The organism is Mariniluteicoccus flavus, assembly GCF_054776655.1.
This window is the reverse complement of sequence record NZ_BAAHBN010000006.1, coordinates 105,913-126,889: the sequence shown is the minus strand read 5'-3', so window position 1 is coordinate 126,889 and position 20,977 is coordinate 105,913. Positions and strand designations below refer to the sequence as shown.

At 71.3% G+C, this 20,977-nt stretch carries 18 protein-coding genes; 13 read left to right on the top strand and 5 right to left on the bottom strand.

Annotated features, from left to right (window positions below; all coding sequences use genetic code 11):
• The first annotated feature begins 16 nt into the window (after positions 1-16).
• Genes ACYVAG_RS11555 through ACYVAG_RS11515 form a run of 9 tightly spaced genes read left to right on the top strand, consistent with a single transcriptional unit; the run spans position 17 to position 9,448 of the window.
• Positions 17-1,006, top strand: coding sequence for a Bug family tripartite tricarboxylate transporter substrate binding protein (locus ACYVAG_RS11555; protein WP_460769822.1), 990 nt, complete (start codon positions 17-19; stop codon positions 1,004-1,006).
• Positions 1,003-1,494 (top strand): tripartite tricarboxylate transporter TctB family protein, encoded by a 492-nt coding sequence (locus tag ACYVAG_RS11550; protein ID WP_460769821.1) that lies wholly within the window; start codon positions 1,003-1,005, stop codon positions 1,492-1,494. Before ACYVAG_RS11555 ends, ACYVAG_RS11550 begins: the two co-directional genes overlap by 4 nt.
• Complete coding sequence (locus tag ACYVAG_RS11545) at positions 1,491-3,047, top strand: tripartite tricarboxylate transporter permease (protein WP_460769819.1); 1,557 nt, start codon at positions 1,491-1,493, stop codon at positions 3,045-3,047. Before ACYVAG_RS11550 ends, ACYVAG_RS11545 begins: the two co-directional genes overlap by 4 nt.
• Positions 3,037-3,672: a nitroreductase family protein gene (locus ACYVAG_RS11540; protein ID WP_460769818.1), complete on the top strand. Its 636-nt coding sequence runs from the start codon at positions 3,037-3,039 to the stop codon at positions 3,670-3,672. The genes ACYVAG_RS11545 and ACYVAG_RS11540 overlap by 11 nt, the downstream gene beginning before the upstream one ends.
• Positions 3,669-4,814, top strand: a complete 1,146-nt coding sequence (locus tag ACYVAG_RS11535) for an acyl-CoA dehydrogenase family protein (protein WP_460769815.1) — start codon at positions 3,669-3,671, stop codon at positions 4,812-4,814. Before ACYVAG_RS11540 ends, ACYVAG_RS11535 begins: the two co-directional genes overlap by 4 nt.
• Positions 4,815-4,818: 4 nt before the next feature.
• Positions 4,819-5,787 carry an acyl-CoA dehydrogenase family protein gene (locus tag ACYVAG_RS11530; protein ID WP_460769813.1) on the top strand — a complete coding sequence of 323 codons (969 nt, stop codon included), beginning with the start codon at positions 4,819-4,821 and terminating at the stop codon, positions 5,785-5,787.
• A gap of 22 nt (positions 5,788-5,809) precedes the next feature.
• Positions 5,810-6,619: an enoyl-CoA hydratase/isomerase family protein gene (locus ACYVAG_RS11525; RefSeq protein ID WP_460769811.1), complete on the top strand. Its 810-nt coding sequence runs from the start codon at positions 5,810-5,812 to the stop codon at positions 6,617-6,619.
• A complete protein-coding gene (locus tag ACYVAG_RS11520; RefSeq protein WP_460769810.1) occupies positions 6,606-8,717 on the top strand; it encodes an acetate--CoA ligase family protein in 2,112 nt (703 codons plus the stop codon). Before ACYVAG_RS11525 ends, ACYVAG_RS11520 begins: the two co-directional genes overlap by 14 nt.
• 11 nt (positions 8,718-8,728) lie before the next feature.
• Positions 8,729-9,448: a FadR/GntR family transcriptional regulator gene (locus tag ACYVAG_RS11515; RefSeq protein WP_460769808.1), complete on the top strand. Its 720-nt coding sequence runs from the start codon at positions 8,729-8,731 to the stop codon at positions 9,446-9,448.
• A gap of 19 nt (positions 9,449-9,467) precedes the next feature.
• On the opposite strand, the gene ACYVAG_RS11510 is transcribed toward ACYVAG_RS11515, so the two are convergent.
• A complete protein-coding gene (locus tag ACYVAG_RS11510) occupies positions 9,468-10,772 on the bottom strand; it encodes an MFS transporter (protein WP_460769807.1) in 1,305 nt (434 codons plus the stop codon).
• A 197-nt stretch (positions 10,773-10,969) separates the two neighbouring features.
• On the opposite strand from ACYVAG_RS11510, the gene gnd reads away from it, so the two are divergent.
• Positions 10,970-11,905 (top strand): phosphogluconate dehydrogenase (NAD(+)-dependent, decarboxylating), encoded by a 936-nt coding sequence (gnd, locus tag ACYVAG_RS11505; protein WP_460769805.1) that lies wholly within the window; start codon positions 10,970-10,972, stop codon positions 11,903-11,905.
• Between the two features lie 122 nt (positions 11,906-12,027).
• Here gnd and ACYVAG_RS11500 read toward each other — a convergent pair whose 3' ends face one another.
• Positions 12,028-12,552 (bottom strand): hypothetical protein, encoded by a 525-nt coding sequence (locus ACYVAG_RS11500; protein ID WP_460769803.1) that lies wholly within the window; start codon positions 12,550-12,552, stop codon positions 12,028-12,030.
• Between the two features lie 100 nt (positions 12,553-12,652).
• A complete protein-coding gene (locus ACYVAG_RS11495; RefSeq protein WP_460769801.1) occupies positions 12,653-13,423 on the bottom strand; it encodes a CPBP family intramembrane glutamic endopeptidase in 771 nt (256 codons plus the stop codon).
• Positions 13,424-13,650: 227 nt separating this feature from the next.
• On the opposite strand from ACYVAG_RS11495, the gene ACYVAG_RS11490 reads away from it, so the two are divergent.
• Positions 13,651-15,807, top strand: a complete 2,157-nt coding sequence (locus ACYVAG_RS11490) for an alkaline phosphatase PhoX (protein ID WP_460769800.1) — start codon at positions 13,651-13,653, stop codon at positions 15,805-15,807.
• Between the two features lie 69 nt (positions 15,808-15,876).
• On the opposite strand, the gene ACYVAG_RS11485 is transcribed toward ACYVAG_RS11490, so the two are convergent.
• Positions 15,877-16,797 carry a type IV toxin-antitoxin system AbiEi family antitoxin domain-containing protein gene (locus tag ACYVAG_RS11485; protein ID WP_460769798.1) on the bottom strand — a complete coding sequence of 307 codons (921 nt, stop codon included), beginning with the start codon at positions 16,795-16,797 and terminating at the stop codon, positions 15,877-15,879.
• Between the two features lie 158 nt (positions 16,798-16,955).
• On the opposite strand from ACYVAG_RS11485, the gene recF reads away from it, so the two are divergent.
• On the top strand, positions 16,956-18,245 hold the full coding sequence (gene recF, locus ACYVAG_RS11480) for a DNA replication/repair protein RecF (protein WP_460769796.1): 1,290 nt from the start codon (positions 16,956-16,958) through the stop codon (positions 18,243-18,245).
• Positions 18,242-18,874: a DciA family protein gene (locus ACYVAG_RS11475; RefSeq protein ID WP_460769794.1), complete on the top strand. Its 633-nt coding sequence runs from the start codon at positions 18,242-18,244 to the stop codon at positions 18,872-18,874. The genes recF and ACYVAG_RS11475 overlap by 4 nt, the downstream gene beginning before the upstream one ends.
• A 21-nt stretch (positions 18,875-18,895) precedes the next feature.
• Here the strand turns inward: ACYVAG_RS11475 and ACYVAG_RS11470 are convergent, their stop codons facing one another.
• Positions 18,896-20,926 carry an Hsp70 family protein gene (locus ACYVAG_RS11470; protein WP_460769793.1) on the bottom strand — a complete coding sequence of 677 codons (2,031 nt, stop codon included), beginning with the start codon at positions 20,924-20,926 and terminating at the stop codon, positions 18,896-18,898.
• Positions 20,927-20,977 lie beyond the last annotated feature (51 nt).

Here is a 20,977-nt window from a genome sequence, read left to right as displayed (position 1 = left end):
GTTCAAGGAGGAACCCATGGCTCGCGCATCCCTGCGTCGCGGCATCGCGCTCACCGCTGTCCCCGTCCTGCTGGTCACCGCGTGCTCCGGCACCAAGCAGGCTGCGCAAGAAGCCCAGGCGAAGGACTATCCCAAGAAGAACGTCACCTGGGTCGTGCCCTACGCCGCGGGCGGCAACACCGACTCGATCTCGCGTGTCACCGCCGAGGCGATGTCGAAGGACCTGGGCCAGAAGGTGGTCGTCGAGAACAAGGCGGGCGGCTCCGGGGCCATCGGCATGCAGGAGATCGAGTCGTCGAAGGCCGACGGCTACACCATCGGCATGTTCACCACGGGCACGATGGTCGTGACGCCCGTGGTCAACAAGCTCAAGTACAACCAGGACACCTTCACCAACATCGGCCTCCTCCTGACCCAGCCCGTGGTCGTCCTGACCAAGCCGGGTGGCAAGCACGCCACGTTCGCCGACATGGTCACGGCGGCCAAGGCCGCGCCGGGGTCCATCAAGGTCGGCGTGCCCGGCGCCACCACGCCGCAGGCGTACGAGCTGCAGCGGATGGAGCGCGACTTCGGCGTGAAGTTCACCGCCGTCCCGTTCGACAGCAACGCCGAGGTCATCAAGGCCCTGATGGGCGGCTCGGTCGATGCCGTCGCCCTGAACGCGTCGAAGGACGTCCAGAAGCAGGCGACCGGCGGAGACCTCAAGGCCGTCGCGGTCGGCGAGGCGAAGCGCCTCAGCTGGCTGCCCGACACGCCCACCTTCGTCGAGTCAGGCATGCAGGGGCTGGATGACTCCGGCACGTTGATCGGCCTCACCGCCCCCAAGGACCTGCCCGAGGGCGTCCGCGCGCGCCTGGAGAAGTCGCTCGAGAAGGCACTCCAGGACCCCAAGGTCATCGAGCTCCTCGGCAAGGACAACATCAGCCCGACGTTCGTGGGCACCGCGACGCTCAACGAGAAGCTCAAGAACAGCCGCGGCACCTATGAGGAGCTGGCGAAGAAGTGACCGACGACGCCACCACGGTGGCGCCGGCCGGGGGCCGCCGCCACCGCCATCTACACCGTCTGGTGCCCGCGGCCTTCGTGGTCCTGGGCCTGGTCGGGGTCGCCGGCGCGCTGTCGCTCGGCCTGGGCACGCCGGTCCAGCCCGGCCCCGGGCTGTGGCCCCTCGTCGTGGCGATCCTGCTGACGCTGGCCGCCGCCGTGCTCGTGTTCCGCGACGAGCCGGCCGCGTACGAGGCGTGGACGGGTTCGTCCGTACGCGTCCTCCTCGCCGGCCTCTCGCTCGTCGGCTTCATGGTGGTCATGGTCCTCGGCGGGTTCTTCGTCGCGTGCCTGCTGACACTCCTGCTCTGGTTGAAGGTGTTCGCCCGCGAGAGCTGGAAGTGGACGATCCCGCTCGCCGTCGGTGGGGCCGCGGTGTTCTATCTCGTCTTCGAGCTCCTGCTCGCCGTGCCGTTCCCCGAACCGCTGGTGTTGGGAGGCCTCGCATGACCGACCTGTTCCAGGGATTCGCCACCATCATGGACCCGTGGACGCTGCTGTATGTCTTCCTCGGCGTCCTCATCGGCACCCTCATCGGCGTGCTGCCGGGGCTTGGCCCCACCGCGACCATCGCCCTGCTGCTCCCGATCACCTACACGATGCAGCCCACCCAGGCCATCGTCATGTTGGCCGGCATCTACTACGGCTCGATGTATGGCGGCACCATCACGTCGGTGCTGTTGCGCCTGCCCGGCGAAGCCGCCTCCGTCGTGACGACGCTCGACGGCTATGAGATGACCAAGGCCGGCCGCGCCGGCCCCGCGCTGGGCATCGCGGCGATCGGCTCCTTCGTCGGGGCCACGGTCTCGCTGCTCATCATGACGTTCCTCGCCAAGCCCATGGTCGCGCTGGCGGTCACGTTCGGCCCACCCGAATATGTCGCGCTCGCCATCGTCGGCATCGGCCTGGTCACCTACCTCGGCACGGGGTCGACGTGGAAGGCCCTGACGATGGCTGCGCTCGGCCTGTTCCTCTCGACGATCGGCACCGACCCCATCGCCGGCACGCCGCGGTTCACCTTCGGCCAGGCACAACTGTTCGACGGCCTCGACTTCGTGGCCGTGGCGATGGGCCTGTTCGGCGTCGGCGAGATGCTCCAATCCCTGGAGGAGAGCGAGCACGGCGTCAAGGTCAAGGCCAAGATCGACCACATCTTCCCGACGCTGAAGGACCTGCGGGAGTCGGCCGGCTCGATCGCCCGCGGCTCGGTGCTCGGCTTCTTCATCGGGATCCTCCCCGGCGGTGGCGGGGTCATCTCGTCCCTCGCCTCGTATGCCACCGAGAAGCGCATCGCCAAGGACCCGAGCCGGTTCGGCAAGGGCGCCATCCAGGGTGTGGCCGGCCCCGAGACCGCCAACAACGCCTCGTCGACCGCGGCCTTCATCCCGCTGCTGACCCTCGGTCTGCCGCCCAACGTGGTGCTGGCGCTGATCTACGGGGCCCTGCTCGTGCAGAACGTCACGCCGTCGCCGCAGCTCATCAACGAGCACCCGGAGATCTTCTGGGGCGTGATCGCCTCGATGTATGTCGGCAACCTCATGCTGCTCGTGCTGAACATGCCGCTGGTCGGCGTCTTCGTCCGCGTGCTCCAGGTGCGCGCCGGCATCCTCACGTCGTTCGCCCTGGTCATCACGATGGCCGGTGTCTATTCGATCAACAACGACCTGTTCGACATGGGCGTCGTCATCGTGTTCGGCCTCCTGGGCTGGGCGATGAAGAAGACCGGCTTCGAGCCGGGCCCGCTCGTGCTTGCCTTCGTGCTCGGACCCATCCTCGAGCAGGCGTTCCGCCAGTCGATGCTGATCAGCAACGGCAACCCCGCCATCTTCGTCACCCGCCCGATCTCCGGCACGATCCTCGTGACCCTCGTGGTGGCCCTGGTCGCCGTGACGTTCGGGCGCAAGGTGCTGCGGAAGACCATCGGCCTCGACGACCGGGCCCATCAGGTGGTCCCGGGCGACGACGTGGCTTCGGGCGAAGGGAAGCGCGACGATGCGCGTTGACCTCGCCCCCGACGACGTCGCGCTGGCCGACGGCGTGCTGTCCACCACCCGGGCCGTACGCCGCCGGCTCGACCTCGCCCGCGACGTCGACGACACGCTGCTGCGGGACGCCCTGAGCGTCGCCGCGGCGGCCCCGAGCGCCGGCGCCGAGGAGCCCGTGCGCTGGGTCGTCGTCCGCGACCCAGAGGCACGCCGCAGGATCGGGGACGCGTACGCGGGGGCGTACCGTGCCCTGGACTCGACGCGCGCCCCGGCCGCCGACGACCGGACCCGGCGCGTGCGCGCCAGCTCGGCCCACCTGGCCGACGTGATGGGCGAGGTGCCCGTCCACGTCCTGGCCTGCAGTAGCGCCGCGCCGCCGACCACCGGTGCCGGGGCTGACGGCGCGCGCTACTGGGCGTCGGTGTTGCCGGCCGTCTGGTCGCTGCAGGTGGCGCTGAGGGCTCGCGGGCTGGGCTCGTGCCTGACGACCATCGGACTGAACAACGCCGACGCGATCACCGCGGCGGCCCGCGTACCGGAGGGGTGGACCCTGTGCGCCCTCCTGCCGGTCGCCCACATCACGGGAGACGAGCTCCGCGCCCCGGCGCGGGCCGAGCAGGAGAGGACGACGCTGTGGGTGTGACGACCCCGATGGACCTGCGGTATTCGGAGCAGGAGGAGGCGTTCCGGGCCGAGGCGCGGGAATGGCTCGAGGCCCACGTGCCGCGCGAGCCGTTGCCGTCGGGCGACACCCGCGAGGGGTTCGCGCGCCACGTCGAGTGGGAGGGTGAACTCCACGCCGGGGGCTGGTCGGTGGTCTCGTGGCCGAAGGCCTTCGGCGGCCGCGACGCCTCGCTGTGGGAGTGGCTGATCTTCGAGGAGGAGTACTACCGGGCCGACGCGCCGGCGCGCGTCACCCAGAACGGCATCTTCCTGCTGGCGCCGACCCTGTTCGAGTTCGGGACCCCCGAGCAGCAGGAGCGCATCCTGCCCCGCATGGCCGCCGCGCAGGACCTGTGGGCCCAGGGGTGGTCGGAGCCCGGAGCCGGCTCCGACCTCGCCTCGGTGCGCAGTCGGGCCCAGCGCGTCGAGGGCGGATATCGCCTGTCGGGCCAGAAGACCTGGAGCACGCGCGGCGGGTTCTGCACCCACCTGTTCGGTCTGTTCCGGTCCGACCCCGAGTCGACGCGCCACCGCGGGCTCACCTACCTGATGGTCCCGCTGGACGCGGAGGGCGTGACCGTACGCCCGTTCGCGCGCCTCGACGGCGACGACGGCTTCGCGGAGGTGTTCTTCGACGACGTGTTCGTGCCGGACCACGACGTGATCGGCGAGCCCGGCCAGGGCTGGAAGGTCGCCATGGCGACCACCGGCTCGGAGCGCGGGCTGACGCTGCGCTCACCGGGCCGCTTCCTGCGCGCCGTCGACCGGCTCGTCGAGCTCGCCCGGCAGCACCCCGAGGCGGCGTCGCCGTCGGTGCGGGAGCGGATCGCGGAGATCTGGGCCGACGCGGAGGCGTACCGCGTGTTCACGCTCCGCGAGGTGACCGACATCGTCGACGGGTCGCCCACTGGGGCGCGGTCGAGCCTGAACAAGGTGTTCTGGTCCGAGATGGACGTGCGGCTGCACGAGATCGCCCTCGACCTGTTGGGCACCTCCGCGGTGCTCGACCAGCCGTGGGTGCGCGGCTTCCTGTTCTCGCTCGGCGGCACCATCTATGCCGGCACCAACGAGATCCAGCGCAACATCATCGCCGAGCGCGTGCTCGGCCTGCCGAGGAGCTGAGCCCATGCACTTCGCGCCCACCGACGACCACCGCGAGATGACCGACCTGGTCCGAGAACTCCTCGCCGACCGCTGCACCCCAGACGTGGTGCGGGAGGCCTGGGAGTCCGGACCGCCGCGCGCCCTGTGGTCCGAGCTGGCCGACATCGGCGTCCTCGGCGCCCTGGTCGGCGAGGACGACGGCGGCATGGGCCTCGACGAGACCTTCCTGGTGCTGCTCGCGCGTGAGATCGGGTATGCGGCCGTCCCCCTTCCGGTCACCGAGGCCATGTGCCTCGGACCGGTCCTCGCGCACGCCGACGCCGAGGCGTGGGCGGCGGTGTCGAGCGGGGAGAAGATCGCGACCTGGGGTGACCACGACCTGGTGGGGTGGGGTGGGGTCGCCGACCTCGTCGTCGCACGCGAGGGGTCCACCCTGGTGCGACCGTCGGGCGAGGCGCGGCCGCTCCCCACGACCGACGGCGGGCGGCCGGTGGCTGCGTACGACCCCGAGGGGGGAACGCCGCTCGAGGTGGATCTTGCTGCCCATGCGCTGCTGGAGGCCCGCGCGACCCTGGCGACCGCCGGACAACTCGTCGGGCTGGGGCGCCGCATGATCGACCTCGCGGTCGCCTACGTGAAGGAGCGCGAGCAGTTCGGCCAGCCCATCGGGGCGTTCCAGGCGGTCAAGCACCACCTCGCCACGGCGTTGGTGGACGTCGAGTTCGCCGAGCCCGTCGCGCTCGCGGCGGCCTGGATGGTGGCGCACGACGGGCTCACGCCGGGCGTCCTCCGCGAGGTCGCCGCCGCCAAGCTGCTCGCCGCGCGCGCCGCGTCGGGGGCCGCACGCCACACCATCCAGGTGCATGGCGGCATGGGCTACACGACCGAGTACGACCTGCACCTCTATGCCAAGCGGGCCTGGGCACTGGTGCCCGGCCACGGAACCCCGGCGGTGCACCGTGCCGCCATCGCCCAGTCGCTCGGCCTGTGAGCCGGCGGAATCAGGAGAGACCATGCCCGAGACGAACCAGCCCAAGACGAACCAGCGCGAGACCGTCCTGCTCGAGGCCGTCGGCCAGGTCGCGCGCGTCACGATCAACCGGCCCGACAGCCTCAATGCCATCGACCCCGAGACGAATCTGCTGCTCCAGGAGACCCTGCGCCGCGCCGACCTCGACACCGAGACCTGGGCGATCGTGCTGACCGGGGCCGGCCGCGCGTTCTGCGCCGGCGGCGACGTGAAGGGCATGCAGGGCAAGAGCGTGTACGGCCGCGCCGACCGGGTGCTGTCGATCGGCCGGGACCTCATCGACACCCTGATGCGCCTCGAGAAGCCCATCATCGCGGCGGTGAACGGCCCGGCCGTCGGCCTCGGCGCGACCATCGCGCTGTTCTGCGACGTCGTCTACATGGCTGACACCGCCAAGATCGGCGACCGGCACGTCAACGTGGGGCTGGTGGCCGGCGACGGCGGCTCGGCCATCTGGCCGCTGCTCGTGGGGGCCTCGCGGGCCAAGGAGCTGCTGATGACGGGGCGGCTCCTGTCGGCCGCCGACGCCGAGCGGTGGGGCGCGGTGTCACGGGCGGTCCCCGCGGGCGAGCTGGAGGCCGAGGTGATGGCGCTGGCCGACGAGCTGTGCGCCCTGCCGCCCTACGCCGTCCGTGCCACGAAGACCTCGATCAACAAGATGCTGCAGATTCAGGCGGCCCAGATCATGGACCTGTCGCTCGCGTACGAGCACCTGTCCATGAAGCAGGAGGACCACCAGGAGGCGCTGCGCGCCTTCGCCGAGAAGCGGAAGGGAACGTATGTCGGGAGGTGAGGTGTCGCGGGAGCGTCAGGACGCCGCCGCCACCGTTCACGCGCTGCTGCACGCGCGGTCGATCGCGGTGGTGGGTGCATCGGCTGATCCCATGAAACCGTCGGGTCGGGTGCTGCGCTATCTGAGGCGCTATGGCTTCTCCGGCCGCGTGTTCGGGGTGAACCCGGCGCGCGACGAGGCCCAGGGCTATCCCTGCTTCCCGTCGCTCGCAGCGCTCCCCGAGACGCCAGAACTGGCGGTCATCACGCTGCCGGCAGCGGCGATCGCCGACGCGCTGCGTGCGTGCGGAGACGCCGGCGTACGCACCGCCATCGTCTTCGCGTCGGGTTTCGCCGAGGCCGGGGACGAGGGGCGGGCGCTGCAGGAGGCGACCGCGCGGGCGGCGCGCGAGGCCGGCGTACGCGTGCTCGGTCCGAACAGCAACGGTGTGATCGGTGTGCGTGACGCGGTGCTCGCGACGTTCATGTCGGGCGTCGACACCGACGACCTGGAGCTGCGCGACGACGGGGTCGCCTTCGTCAGCCAGAGCGGCGCCCTGGGGGCGTTCATCTTCCAGCAGGCCCAGTCGAGTGGGCTGGGTGTCGGGGCCTTCCTGAGTATCGGCAACGAGATGGACCTGACGCTCAGCGAGGCGCTGTCGGGCCTCGTGGACGATCCCGACGTCCGGGTCGTGCTGGCCTATGTCGAGGGGCTCGGAGATCCGGAGGCCCTGCGAGACGCGCTGGAGCGGGCGCGGGCGCGTGACCTGCCCGTGGTGCTGATGAAGGTCGGGCGCTCGGCGCGCGGCGCCGAGGCCGCCGCCTCACACACCGGCGCGCTGGCGGGTTCCGACGCCGTCTTCGACGGGTTCCTGCGCCAGCACGGCGTGGTGCGGGTGACCGACATCGACGAGATGCTCGACTTGGCCCGGCTGCTGGCGTTCACGCCGCCGCTGGGCGGCCGCAGGCTGTCCGTGATCACGCTGTCGGGCGGGGCCGGCGTCATGGTGGCCGACGCCGCGGATGATCTCGGTCTCTCGGTCCCGCCCTGGGAGGGCGAGTGGTTGGAGCGCATGACGCAGGCGCTCCCGGCGTACGCGTCCCCGGTGAACCCGATCGACGTGACCGGCGCCCTGCTCGCCGACCCGCAGCTGTTGCGTGCCAGCCTCGACGTCGCCATCGCCCACCCGGGGACCGACGCCATCGTCGTGGTGCTCGGCAACCTCCAGTCGGTGGAGGAGACCTGCTGTTCCATGATCGCCGACGCTGCCGGCCGCACCGACAAGCCCGTGGTGACCGTGTGGGTCGGCGGGACCGGCCGGGTGCCGCGCATGCTGGCCGAGCGCGGACTCCCGGCGTTCACCGACCCGGGGCGGGCCATGCGGGCCCTGGCGGCGGTCGCGGACCGGGCGGGGCTGGCGGCGCTGCCGCGGGTCGCAGCCGATGATCATGGTCTCGGTGATCATGCTCTGCGCCCGGCCATGGACGAGGTCGCGGCCAAGCGTCTGCTGGCCGAGGCCGGCGTACGCACGGTGGAGGAGCGCGCCGTCCCCGACGCCGGGGCCGCCGTCGCAGCGGCCGAAGCGATCGGCTTCCCCGTGGTGATCAAGCTCCTCACCGCCGAGGTGGGCCACAAGTCCGACCTGGGACTCGTGGAGGTGGGACTGCGCACCGACGGCGAGGTGAAGGAGGCGGCCGAGCGCATCCTGGGGCGCGCCGTGGCCGCCGGGCTGGGCAATCGACGCCTTGTCGTCCAGGCCATGGTCTCGTCCGACCTCGAGCTCATCCTCGGCATGACGCGCGACCCGGTCTTCGGTCCGGTGATCATGGTCGGGGTGGGCGGCGTCCTGACCGAGCTCGCCGCCGACGTGCAGATCCGCGTACCGCCCCTGACCGAGGCAGACGCGGCGGACATGCTCGACGACCTGCGCTGGTCGGCCCTGTTGGACGGGCCGCGGGGGCGTACGCGGGTCGACCGCGCCGACCTCGCCCGCACGATCGTGGCGTTCGCCGACGCCGCGCTGGCCTCCGGGCTGGAGGCGCTCGAGGTGAACCCGCTGCTGGTCTCGCCGGACGGACGCGTGGTCGCGGTGGACGCGCTCGCGGTGGGCGCGGACTAGGCTGCCTGCCCATGGCCCCGCACCCCCACGCGCGCCTGCCGAAGGCCTCCGACCTCGTCGTGCAGGGCATTCGGCACGCCGTCATCGCCAACCGCCTGCCGGTCGGGACCAGGCTGGGCTCGGAGGTCGACCTCGTCGAGACCTACGGGGTGGGCCGCGTGGCGGTCCGAGAGGCCCTGCGGCTGCTCGAGCGCGACGGGCTGGTCGAGCTGCGGCGCGGCATCCAGGGCGGCATCTTCGTGGCCAACCCCAACATCCAGCAGGTCAGCGAGGTGATCTCCCTGCTGTTCGGCGTCCGCGGCACCACGCTCCGCGAGTTCGTCGAGTTCCGTCAGATCGTCGAGCCCAACGCCGCGGCGCTGGCGGCCGAGCGGATCGATGACGAGCAGCGCGTACGCCTGGAGCGCAGCCTCGACGGGCCCGACGACCTGGCCCACGTGCCCGACCTGCACGTCATGGTCGCCGACGCGGCGGGCAACGGGGTCCTCTCCGTTGCCCTCAACGCGCTCCATCACCCCCTGGGCGAGCACTTCCGGCCCGCGCAGATCCAGCCGAGCCACCTCGCCGCCACGGCGGCGGCCCACACCAAGATCGCGCGGCGCATCCTCGAGGGGGACGCCGACGGGGCCTGCCGGGCCATGGAGGTCCACCTCGAGGCCTATCGCGACTATCTGGTCCGTGAGGGGCTGATCGACGAGCCGATCATCCCGGTGGAGTCCTGGGCTCCCTGACCGGCCGACCCCGGTTCGCTCACATGTCCGCCCGCAGGTCCACCTTCCGCCCCTCGCGCGCGATCAACACCGCGATCGCGGTGATCACGAACGCCGCGACGTACGCGACGGCGATCGGTGTCATCGAGTGATAGCGGCGCATCAGCTCCGCCGCCAGGAGCGGCGTGAATCCGGCTCCCAGGGTGGAGGCGGTCTGATAGGCGAGCGACGTCCCCGTGTAGCGGACCGAGGTCGGGAACAGCTCCGACAGGAACGCGGTGTAGGGCCCGAACAGTGCGCCCTGCATGATCGCCTGTCCGATGATGATGGCGGTCGCCGTGCCCCAGATCGTCCCGGTGTCGAGGGCACTCAGCAGGGGGAACGTCAGCACGGCGCCGATCACACAGGTCGCGATCATCACCGTGCGCCGCCCCACGATGTCGGAGAACCACGCGGCGAAGGCCATCACCACGAACATGCCCAGCGGCGCCCACGCCTTGATGTCGAGGATCGCCGCCTGCGGCACCTTCAGCGCCGTGGCCCGCTGCACGGCCCACACCGACAAGAACCCCTGGGTCGCGAAGCCCGCGATGCCGGCGAGCACGCCGATGACGAGCGCCTTCCAGTGTCGGGTGAACACGTCGGCGGCCGGCGTACGCTTCGCCTCGGACTTCGCCTGCAGCTCCTCGAACAGGGGCGTCTCGCTGACCTTCAGGCGAACCAGCATGCCGACCCCCAGGAGGACGACGGACAGCAGGAAGGGGATGCGCCATCCCCAGGCGAGGAAGTCCTGCTGGGACATGGAACGGCTGAACACGCCCATCACGAACGCCGCGAGGAACGAGCCGGCGGGGCCGCCGAGGTTCGCGAACGAGGCGGCGAATCCGCGCCGGTGGCCCGGGGCGTGTTCGACGGCCACGAGCACCGCGCCCCCGATCTCACCGCCCAGTCCGATGCCCTGGACGATGCGCAGCAGGAGCAGCAGGACGGGAGCCAGGACGCCGATGGTGCGCTGGTCGGGCAGCAGGCCGATGCCGACCGAGGCGAGGCCCATCATCATCATCGTCACCACGAGCATCTTCTTGCGTCCGACCGTGTCACCGAACTGACCGAACAGCCAGCCGCCGAGGGGACGCGCCAGATAGCCCGTGGCGAAGGTCGCGAACCCGGCCACCGAGGCCATGCCGTCGCTCAGGTTGTTGAAGAACACCTTGTTGAACACGAGGCTGGTGGCGAGCGCATACAGCAAGAAGTCATAGAACTCGATGGCCGAGCCGAGGAAGCTGGAGAGCAGGATGCGCCGCATCTGGGGCGTGTTCATCGACGGCGTCGCGGTCGTGGTCATCGCAGCAAACTAGCCGAGCGCGGCTGGACCACCCGGAGACGACGAAAGGTGGGACTCGTCCCCCGGCGAGTCCCACCCGATCCTTTGTCGCGCCCCGAGGGCAAAAGGTTCCCGCGAGTGCCAAGATCGTTCACCGCTAGGCTGACCGCGGCGTACTCGACCGGTCACGCCGATCCCGAACGCGATAGGAGCACACCATGCAGATGGGTCTCGTCGGCCTCGGCAAGATGGGCGGCAACATGATGAACCGGCTCGCGGAGGCGGGCCACGACATCATCGGCTATGACAACAACCCGGAGGTCTCGAAGGTCGAGAGCCTCCAGGCCATGGTGGAGGGCCTCCACGACGCGCCGAAGGTCGTCTGGGTCATGGTCCCGGACAAGTTCGTCGACGGCGTGATCGACGAACTCGCAGGCCTGCTGGGCGAGGGTGACGTCATCATCGACGGCGGCAACTCGAAATGGGTCAACGACGGTCCGCGCGCCGAGAAGCTCGCGAAGAGCGGCATCGACTACCTCGACTGCGGCGTCTCGGGCGGCGTGTGGGGCATCAAGAACGGCTATGCGCTGATGGTGGGCGGCAAGCCCGAGGTCGTCGAGCACGTGAAGCCCATCTTCGACTCGCTGAAGCCGGCGGGCGAGTTCGGCTTCGTCCACGCGGGCGACCACGGCGCGGGCCACTTCGCGAAGATGGTCCACAACGGCATCGAATACGCGATCATGCAGGCGTACGCCGAGGGCTGGGAGCTCCTCGAGGCCGCCGGCCACGTGACGTCCGTGCGCGAGACGTTCAACTCGTGGCGCGAGGGCTCGGTGGTCAAGTCGTGGCTGCTCGACCTGGCCGTCAACGCGCTGAACGAGGACGAGCACCTCGACAAGCTCAAGGGCTACGCGGAGGACTCCGGCGAGGGCCGCTGGACCGTCGAGGCCGCCATCGACCTGGCCGTGCCGCTGCCCACGATCACCGACGCGCTGTTCGCCCGGTTCACCTCGCGCCAGGAGGACTCGCCGGCCATGAAAATGGTGTCGGCGATGCGCAACCAATTCGGTGGCCACGCCGTGCAGGGCATCGAGTCGAAGCCGGGCGAGAAGCCGGCCAACCCGGCCGACGGTGACCAGTCGGGCCGCGTCTGAGGCTGCGTACGTCCCCCTCCCCGTATTAGCGGGTCCTATTGCGACCCATCGAGCCCCATGGGACTCGATGAATGACAGGCTGGGTCGCTAATACGAGGGTGAGGTGTACGCGTACGCGGGTCTCAGCGCAGCTCGTACTTCTCCTTCGCGACCAGGAAACTCTTGCCGTCGGCGTTCTGGCAGGTGACCCCCACCGGCGACGACGAGCAGACCACATCGCCGGAGCGCACCGAATAGCCGTACGCGAGGCTCACGTAGTCCTTGCCGTCCGGCCGGCGGACGGTCGGTGCGCCCACGTCGAAGCCCCAGGCGGAGCCCGAGCCCTTCATGGCCTCGGCCGTCGGCAGGATCGGGTCGCCGGCGCAGCCCGGCTCAGCAGGTCCGCGGGCGCCGAGCCGCCAGATGTTGCCCCATTCGGCGGCGCAGTTCGCAGGCTCCGGCGTACGCCAGTCGTGCTCGAGGGTGTCGCAGCGCACGCCGCCCTCATTCATCGCACAGACGATGTTGCCGCTGGGGCTGACGAACGAGCCACCTGCCGGAAGCCGGGTCTCCGGTGCCTGGTCGGGCCCCACGGCGCCTGCGGCGGTGCCGGTGAGGGCGAGGGCGGCGGCGCCGGCGGCGAGGGCGATGGTCCTGAGGGTGTTCATGGTTCTCCTTTCGCGGCGGTCGGCGCGGTGTGGTTCGTGCATGGACACCCGTGGGTGGCGCCGGACCCGGAGATTGTTCCCGGCGGCCGGGAGATGGGTCTCAGTGCGCGGGCCGGCGTACGCGGCCCAGCACGCCCCACAGGATCGCGACCTGCACCGCCACCACGACCGCGGAGAGGACGACCTCGGTCCACCCGAACCGCGAGCCGGCCTGCAGGGTCCCGATGGTGGACGCCACGGCCCAGGTGATCGGCCAGAGCACCAGCAGGTTCGGGACGAGCGTGAACACGATCGCGAAGACGAGGCCGAACGCGGCGAACCCGAGCGCGGTCTCCACGGGGACGGCCCCGAGGTGATAGACCCCGAAGGCCAGCCCCGTGAGCAGCACCGCCGGCAGGTGCCCGAAGGCCTCCCGGAACCGCAGCTGCAGCCAGCCGAAGACGAACAGTGGCTCCCAGAACACGAGCGCGTTGAAGACGAGTTGGGTCGTCAGCGGTGCTCCGGCCGCGGCGGCGAGCTTGATGGCCTGGGGGAGGCTGCCGACCGCGAGCACGACGGCGACGCCGAGCGCCAGCCGCCAGCGGTGGCGGCCGATGCCGAGGGCGGCGAGGCCGCCATGGCGCCGGACGGCGAGAGCCGGGATCACCGTCGCGGTGACCAGGCAGCCGAGTCCGGCGAAGACGCCCCAGCTGGCGGTGGGGTCGGGAATGCGGGTCGACCCGGCGTACGCGACCCACATCAGGCCGATGGTGAGGAACGCGAGCCCGGTGAGCCGGGTGGGTCGCCAGCGGACGACCGGCGTACGCGGCCGCGCGGGGGCGTGGTTCTGGTCGGCGGAGGTGGTCTGGGCGGGGGGTGACGCCTCGGTCATGGCGGCACGCTAACCCGCGGTAGGGTCGAGCTGCGGACCGACCGATTTACGCGCCTCGGGACTTGCGTAAATCCCCTTGTGGGGCCGTGATTGGGGTGCTCCGAAGATGTTTCGCGAGGCGTTGCCGAACGTTCACTTTCGCGCCCCCTGCGCCGTCGGGTCGGTCGCCTAGGTTCAGCCCGTACACAGCCTGTTCTCAGGCAACTGAGTCCTCAGGAAGGGACCTCATGAACCATCGTCGCAACCTCCTCACTCTGCTCACGCCCGGCATCGGCCGCTCGCAGCTCACCTGCCAGATGCGCTGCGGAGACCAGTGCAGCCACCCCGTGCCCAACGAGACCGAGAACGCCTACATCGGTGACATCATCACCTCGGCCATCTCGCGGCGCACGCTCCTTCAGGCCTCGGTGGTCGTGGGTGGCGTGGCGACGGTCGGGGTCGGCGCCAACGCGTTCATGAAGGCCCCCGAGGCCCACGCGATCTCCTACCCGGGCTCGCCCGCGGGCATGGGTTGGACCCCCATCGCCCCGTCGACGGCCGACGCCGTCATCGTGCCGCAGGGCTTCGAGCAGGACGTCGTGATCCGCTGGGGCGACCCGATCTTCCCGAAGACGCCCGCGTTCGACGCGAACAACCAGACCGCGGCCGCCCAGCAGCGCCAGTGGGGCTACAACAACGACTACCTCGGCTTCGTCCCCACCGATGACCCGACCGTGCTGCTCATGGTGGCGAACCACGAATACACCGACGAATACATCATGTTCCCGAAGTACGACGCGGCGAACCCCACGCGTGAGCAGGTCGAGATCGCGTGGGCCGCCCACGGCCTCTCGGTCGTCGCCGTCAAGAAGGTCCCCGGCACCGGCAACGTCGAGCCCGTCCTCGACAACCGCATGAACCGCCGCTTCCACACGACGACCCGCTTCGAGCTCACGGGTCCAGCCGCCGGCCACGAACTGGTCCGCACCTCGGCCGACCGCGCCGGCCGCCACGTTCTCGGCACGCTGAACAACTGCTCCGGCGGCCTCACCCCGTGGGGCACCTGGCTGACGGCGGAGGAGAACTTCAACCAATACTTCGCGAACGCCGCCTCGGTCACCGACCCCGTGGCCGCGGCCCGTCTCAAGCGCTACGGCATCTCCGGCACCGCGTCGGAGCGCAAGTGGGAGCGCTTCGACAACCGCTTCGACCTGGCCAAGGAGCCCAACGAGGCCAACCGCTTCGGCTGGATCGTCGAGGTCGACCCGTTCGACCCCCAGTCCACCCCCAAGAAGCGCACGGCGCTCGGCCGCTTCAAGCACGAGGCCGCCAACATCTCGGTCACCAAGGACGGCCGCGTGGCGGCGTACATGGGCGACGACGAGAAGTTCGACTACTTCTACAAGTTCGTCTCCACCGGCAAGATGCAGACCGGCGGTACGCGTCAGGCCCGCGCCCGCGCGAACTCCGACCTGCTCGACGACGGCACGCTCTATGTCGCGAAGTTCAACGGCAACTCCGGCCCGATGGACGGCTCGGGCACGCTGCCGGCCGATGGGAAGTTCGACGGCGCCGGCCAGTGGATCCCGCTCGCGTCGGGCACGCGCTCGTTCGTCGCCGGCATGACGGCCGAAGAGGTCTATCTCTTCACCCGCCTGGCCGCCGACAAGGTGGGCGCCACGAAGATGGACCGTCCCGAGGACGCCGAGCCGTCGCCGAAGACCGGCAAGGTCTACATCGCCCTCACGAACAACTCCGACCGCGGCAAGGCCGGCAAGGCCGGCGCCGACGAGGCCAACCCCCGCAACCTGAACAAGCACGGCCACGTGCTCGAGCTCATCGAGACCGGCAGTGACGCGGCCGCCACGACGTTCGCGTGGAACCTGTTCCTGGTCGCGGGTGACCCCAACGACCCGGCGACCTACTTCGGCGGGTTCGACAAGTCGCAGGTCTCGCCGATCTCGTGCCCCGACAACGTGGCGTTCGACGAGCACGGCAACCTGTGGATCTCCACCGACGGCACCCAGCTCGGCGCTCACGACGGCATGTTCGCCGCCGTGGCCGAGGGCGCGAACCGCGGCCTGCTGAAGCAGTTCCTCTCGGTGCCGAAGGGCGCCGAGTGCTGCGGCCCGTGGGTCGACGCCGAGCGCGTGGCCGCCGCGATCCAGCACCCGGGCGAGACCGACGGGGCGTCGTTCGAGGCCCCCTCGTCCCGCTGGCCCGACGGTGGCACGACCATCCCGCGTCCGTCGGTCGTCGTGGCCTGGCCGAAGGCCGCCGCACCGACGCCCAGGCCGACCCCGTCGGCCCCGGGCACGCCCGCGCCGAGCACGCCCGCCCCGGGCAAGCCGTCCAATCCCCCGAAGAAGGACTCCGAGGGCGGACTGGCCAAGACGGGTCGCTGACCCGCGCCTGACCGATCGGGTGGCGGAGTTGAGCCGTGACTACGCGGCTCAACTCCGCCATCCACCCGGTCAGGAGCAGCGTGGGCAGGTGTGAGGGACCCCCAGCCAGCCCCTGCTCCGCAGAACCGGTGCCACCTGTCTGGCCGACGAACAGGGCCGCCCGACCGAATCGGCCCACCCATAGCGCAGCGTGACGAGCCCTTCGACGAGGTTCTTGTTGTCGCGGCGGGCGTCCCTGAAGGCCCCTTCGCCGACGTGGCCGAGCCGCCCGTCGAGTTCGAAGACCACCCGGTGCTCGTCGTCGACCAGGTCCACTCGACCGGCGACGGTCCGCACCTGGCGTTGGCCCACCGGGAGGCCGCGGGCGACCAACACGTCGGCCACGAACCGCCGCTCGAGCGGACTCTCGACACCCAGTCTGACCTCGGTCAACATCTCCGCCAACAATCCCCGGCGCGGCTGATGCGGCCGCTTCGACAGTGCCTTCATCATGGCGCGGTCACGCCGGCCACCCCGCGATCCCCGGGCGAGCCACGTCACCATCTGGTCGATGTCCGCGACGGCGCAGAGGTCAAGGGCAGTGGTCACCGCGCCTGTGTGGGCCGGCCATCCCTGCCAGTCCCTCTGGAGCGAGTCGCGGTGGAACCTGACCCGCCCGAAGTCACTGAGTTGCCGCGACCGTCCCGCCCAGACGTCGACCACGGCCGGTGGCCGAGGCGTCCAGTCCATGAGGTACGCCGCCGCCTCGAGACCCACCGCCGAGCCGGGGCCGGCGTACAGGGTCCCGGCGTGGGCCCACGCCCTGGTGTTCGGTTCGCCGGGGTGAACGAGATAGATGCCCGGTGCGGCCAGCCTCCAGCCCGACCTGAGGAGGCGTCGGATCGAGTGACGTGTCAGTCCCTCGGCGAGACACTGCTCGCGCGACAGGACGCCGGCCTGGAAGTCAGCGAGTTGGGTGAGGCGGTCGGAGATGTGGTGTGGGGTGCGCACCCTTCGAGTCTGGCGAAGTCGGGCGGCTCTGAACTCGTTATCCACAGGCCAATTGCCGCGTCTGACCGATCGGGTGGCGGAGTTGAGCCGCGTAGTCACGGCTCAGCTCCGCCATCCACCCGGTCAGGAGCGCCCGGCCCACTAATCTGGGCCCTGCCATGTTTGTCGACCACCTCTCCCTCGCCGACTACCGGAGCTATGAGCTCGCGGAGGTCGCGCTCGAGCCCGGCGTGACGATCTTCGTCGGCGCCAACGGGCAGGGGAAGACGAACCTGGTCGAGGCCGTCGAATATCTCTCGACGCTTGGCTCCCACCGCGTCGCCTCCGAGATCCCGCTGGTCCGCGCCGGCGCCGAGCGCGCCATCGTCCGGGCCGCCGTACGCGCCGGCCGCGATGACGATCGCCGTCTCCAGCTCGAGGTCGAGATCACCCCCGGCAAGGCCAACCGCGCGCGGCTCAACAAGTCGCCGCTGCCCCGCGCCCGCGAGATCCTCGGCATCCTGCGTACGGTCGTCTTCTCCCCCGAGGACCTCTCCATCGTCAAGGGCGACCCGGCCGAGCGCCGCGCCTTCCTCGACGCGCTCGTCGTCAACCGCTGGCCGCGGATGGCCGGCGTGAAGGCCGACTACGACAAGGTCCTGCGCCAGCGGAACACGCTCCTGAAATCCCTCGCGGGCAAGGGCTCCCGCCTGCGCCCCGATGACCCGTACGCCGCCTCGACCCTCGAGGTCTGGGACGAGCACCTCGCAGCCGTCGGGGCCGAACTCCTCGAGGCCCGCCTCGACACCCTGCGCGACCTGATGCCGCACGCGAGCCGCGCGTACGCCGACATCGCGCCGACCAACAACGTGGCGACCGCGACCTACAAGACCCAGCTCGAGATCGCCGAGGGCTGGACGCGCGACGGACTGAAGGACGCGCTCCGCGCACTCATGACGGAACGCCGAGGTGACGAGATGCAGCGCGGCGTCTCGCTCGTCGGCCCCCACCGCGACGACATCACCCTCGAGCTGGGGGAGCTGCCGGCGAAGGGGTACGCGTCCCACGGCGAGTCGTGGTCCTACGCGCTGGCCCTCAAGCTGGGCTCGTTCCACCTCCTGCGCGCCGACGGGATCGAGCCCGTGCTGGTGCTCGACGACGTGTTCGCCGAGCTCGATTCGACGCGTCGCGAGCGTTTGGCCGCGCGCGTCGTGGATGCCGAGCAGGTGCTCGTCACCGCGGCGGTCGGGGCGGACGTGCCGGCGCTGCTCGAGGGCGCCAGGTTCACGGTGAGCCGTGGCTCGGTCACGCCCGAGCGTTCTCCGAGCGAGCGCCAGCGAGACGAGGAGCCGAGCGAGCCCGGGCCCCAGGCCGATGGTTCTGCGAGCGAGCCCCAGCGAGACGAGGAGCCGAGCGAGCCCACCCCCCAACGTTCTCCGAGCGAGCGCCAGCGAGTCGAGGAGCCATGACCGATCGCTTCGACCCCGATCCCGACCGCGACCCCGCCCACGCCGATCCCGAGGCCGCGGAGGCGTACGACCGCTTCGACGACCCCGACCCCGACGACCCCGCCGATCGCGCCGCCGACCTGGCCGCCGCGGCCGAGGCCCACGACCTGACCGGGCTCGAACTCGCCCGCCAGATCGCCGCATCGATCGGCGCCCAGTCCCGCGGCGTACGCAGCCGCCCGGCGCGCCGCCGGCGCGCCACCGGCGAGCACCGGTCCGGCGCGCGTCCCGACGACCGTGACCCGCAGCTCCTCGGTGCCGCGTTCGAGCGCCTGATGGGGGAGCGCGGCTGGTCGACGCAGGTCAACGTGCACATGCTGCTCGGCAACTGGCCCCGCCTCGTGGGCCCGGTCAACGCCGATCACTCCCACCCGGAGTCGTTCGACGACGGCGTCCTGACCGTCCGCGCCGACTCGACGACATGGGCGACCCAGTTGCGGCTGTTCGCCCCCCAGCTCGTCGCGGTGCTGAACAGCGAGCTCGGCGACGGTTCGGTCACGCGTGTGACCGTGAAGGGCCCGGATGCGCCCAGCTGGAAGCACGGCCGACGATCCGTACGCGGCCGCGGGCCGCGCGACACCTACGGGTGACCGGGGCCACCCCGAGGAAGGTCAGGAGACCGTCCACGTCTCCCGGGCGACGAAGAACGTCCGCTTGCCGTTGCGGCAGGTCACGCCGCGCCACGACACGTCGCAGCGCAGCGACCCGAACGACGGCGAGTCGCCGTAGTCGCTCACCGGCGCATCGGGCGGGATCGCCTCGGTGCACACCATCTCGCCCCGCCCGCCCGCGGTCAGCCTGATCGTGTGGTCCCACCGGTCGGCCGTGCAGTCGGCCGGCGGCGTGGACTTCTGCCAGTCGTTGCTCAACGCGGTGCACACCACTTCGGCGTCGGAGCGGTCCTTGGCCCGGGCGCGGAACGTGCAGACGATGTTGCGGGACTGCGTACGGAACGACGCCTGCTGGGCCCACGGTTCGGGCGTCGGTGTCGGCTGGCCCGTCGGCGCGGCCGAGGGGGCCGGCGCCGCCGGGATGGGCGTGCGCGAACCTCCGGCGAAGGGCAATGGCCCCCCACCCGCGCGCCACCACCACAGACCGCCGGCCAACAGGGCGGCGAGGACGACGATCGCCACCAGGGGGAGCACGCGTACGCGACGTCGGCGCGTGGACGGGACCGCGGTGGCCGCGTGTGCCGTCCGGCCGGGGGTCGATCGCGGGGCCGGGCCGGACGCCTCGGCGGCGGGCGTACGCGGGCCGAACGTCGCCGACAGGAACGACGTCGGTTCGGGCTCGCCCGGCGGCCCGGGAGGCGACACCGCCGGGGTCGGAGCCTCGGTGGGGGGCGGCGGGGGTGAGGCCACCGACCGGGCCGACCCCGCCGACCGCGCCGACGTGTCGCCCTCGGGCCGGAACAGGTAGTCGGGCATGGGCGGCCGCGCAGGTTCCTGGTCGCGCGGTGGCGGGGCGACGGCGGCGGGCGCCGCCAGCCGGGTCTGATCGCCCGTCGTGGGCTCGGGCTTCGCGACCGCCAGGGCGATCGCGGAAGAGCCCGCCGCCGGCGTCCCCTGCGCCTCCAGCCACTGCAGGGCCCCCAGGACGGTGACGGTCTTCGGGTCGAGCTTCAGCTGCGGCGGCTGGCCCAGCAGCGGCGTCAGCCGGTCGGGGACGGCCCTCAGGCGGCTGGAGCCGCCCGTCAGGTAATAGGCCCCGAGCGCCTCGAGCGGGGTGCCCGCCTCCGTGAGCACCCGCCGCGTCAGGGTGACGAACCGGTCGACGACCGGCTCGGCGGTGTCGGCCAGCTGGCGGTCGGTGATGGTGATCGTGGCGGTGCCGGCGTTGAGGCTGGCGTGGGGATATTCGGCCAGGTGGTGCTTGGCCTCGCGCACGTCGGCCCGCAGCGCCAGGAGGCGACTCGCGGCCCGGCGCTCGGGACCTGTCGTGCGGCGCTCCAGTCGCAGCCCCTGCGCGGTGTCGTCGTGGCCCGACGAGTCGAGTTCGCCCAGCACCATCGCCACCAGTGCGGCATCGAGGTGGTCGCCGCCGACGGGCTCGCCGTCGGAGGCCAGCACCCGATAGGCCCCGGAGGACTCACGCTCCAGGACGGCGACGTCGCAGGTGCCGGCCCCCAGGTCGCCGACGGCGACGAGGTCGAGTCCGTCGATGGCGGTCGCGTACGCGGTGGCCGCGGCGACCGGTTCGGACACGAGTGTCACCTCGCCCAGACCCGCGAGTCGCGCGGCCTCGCGCAGCTGTGCGGTGCGGTGGCCCTTCCACTGCTCGGGATGGGTGAGGACGACGTGGTCGGGATTGGTGCCGCCCGCATATTCGCGCGCCCGGCGCACGGCACGCTCCAGGACGGCCGCGACCAGCAGGGGCACCGGCACCGTGCGGTCGCCGAACTGCCAGGCGGACTCGCCGAGGTAGGTCTTGGGGTTGGCCAGGAACCGCTCGGGCTGGACCGCGGCCTGGCGGGTGGCCGCCCGGCCCACCCAGATCTGGTCGGACTCGGTGACGAGCACCGCCGACGGCATCTGGTCGGAGTTGTCGTCGAGACGCACCACCGCGGGCGCGGGCGCCCCGTCGAGCCAGACGGCGGCGGCGGTGTTGGACGTGCCGAAGTCGATCGCCATCCGCCAACCCACGGCGACCCCCTTCCGGCCTCGCATGTCCACCACTCCCGACCCGGCGACGTT

Coding starts and splice junctions, on each gene's coding strand:
- ACYVAG_RS11555 (WP_460769822.1), top strand. CDS start 17: ATGGCTCGCGCATCCCTGCGTCGCGGCATCGCGCTCACCGCTGTCCCC.
- ACYVAG_RS11545 (WP_460769819.1), top strand. CDS start 1,491: ATGACCGACCTGTTCCAGGGATTCGCCACCATCATGGACCCGTGGACG.
- ACYVAG_RS11540 (WP_460769818.1), top strand. CDS start 3,037: ATGCGCGTTGACCTCGCCCCCGACGACGTCGCGCTGGCCGACGGCGTG.
- ACYVAG_RS11530 (WP_460769813.1), top strand. CDS start 4,819: ATGCACTTCGCGCCCACCGACGACCACCGCGAGATGACCGACCTGGTC.
- ACYVAG_RS11525 (WP_460769811.1), top strand. CDS start 5,810: ATGCCCGAGACGAACCAGCCCAAGACGAACCAGCGCGAGACCGTCCTG.
- ACYVAG_RS11520 (WP_460769810.1), top strand. CDS start 6,606: ATGTCGGGAGGTGAGGTGTCGCGGGAGCGTCAGGACGCCGCCGCCACC.
- ACYVAG_RS11515 (WP_460769808.1), top strand. CDS start 8,729: ATGGCCCCGCACCCCCACGCGCGCCTGCCGAAGGCCTCCGACCTCGTC.
- ACYVAG_RS11510 (WP_460769807.1), bottom strand. CDS start 10,772: ATGACCACGACCGCGACGCCGTCGATGAACACGCCCCAGATGCGGCGC.
- gnd (WP_460769805.1), top strand. CDS start 10,970: ATGCAGATGGGTCTCGTCGGCCTCGGCAAGATGGGCGGCAACATGATG.
- ACYVAG_RS11500 (WP_460769803.1), bottom strand. CDS start 12,552: ATGAACACCCTCAGGACCATCGCCCTCGCCGCCGGCGCCGCCGCCCTC.
- ACYVAG_RS11495 (WP_460769801.1), bottom strand. CDS start 13,423: ATGACCGAGGCGTCACCCCCCGCCCAGACCACCTCCGCCGACCAGAAC.
- ACYVAG_RS11490 (WP_460769800.1), top strand. CDS start 13,651: ATGAACCATCGTCGCAACCTCCTCACTCTGCTCACGCCCGGCATCGGC.
- recF (WP_460769796.1), top strand. CDS start 16,956: ATGTTTGTCGACCACCTCTCCCTCGCCGACTACCGGAGCTATGAGCTC.
- ACYVAG_RS11475 (WP_460769794.1), top strand. CDS start 18,242: ATGACCGATCGCTTCGACCCCGATCCCGACCGCGACCCCGCCCACGCC.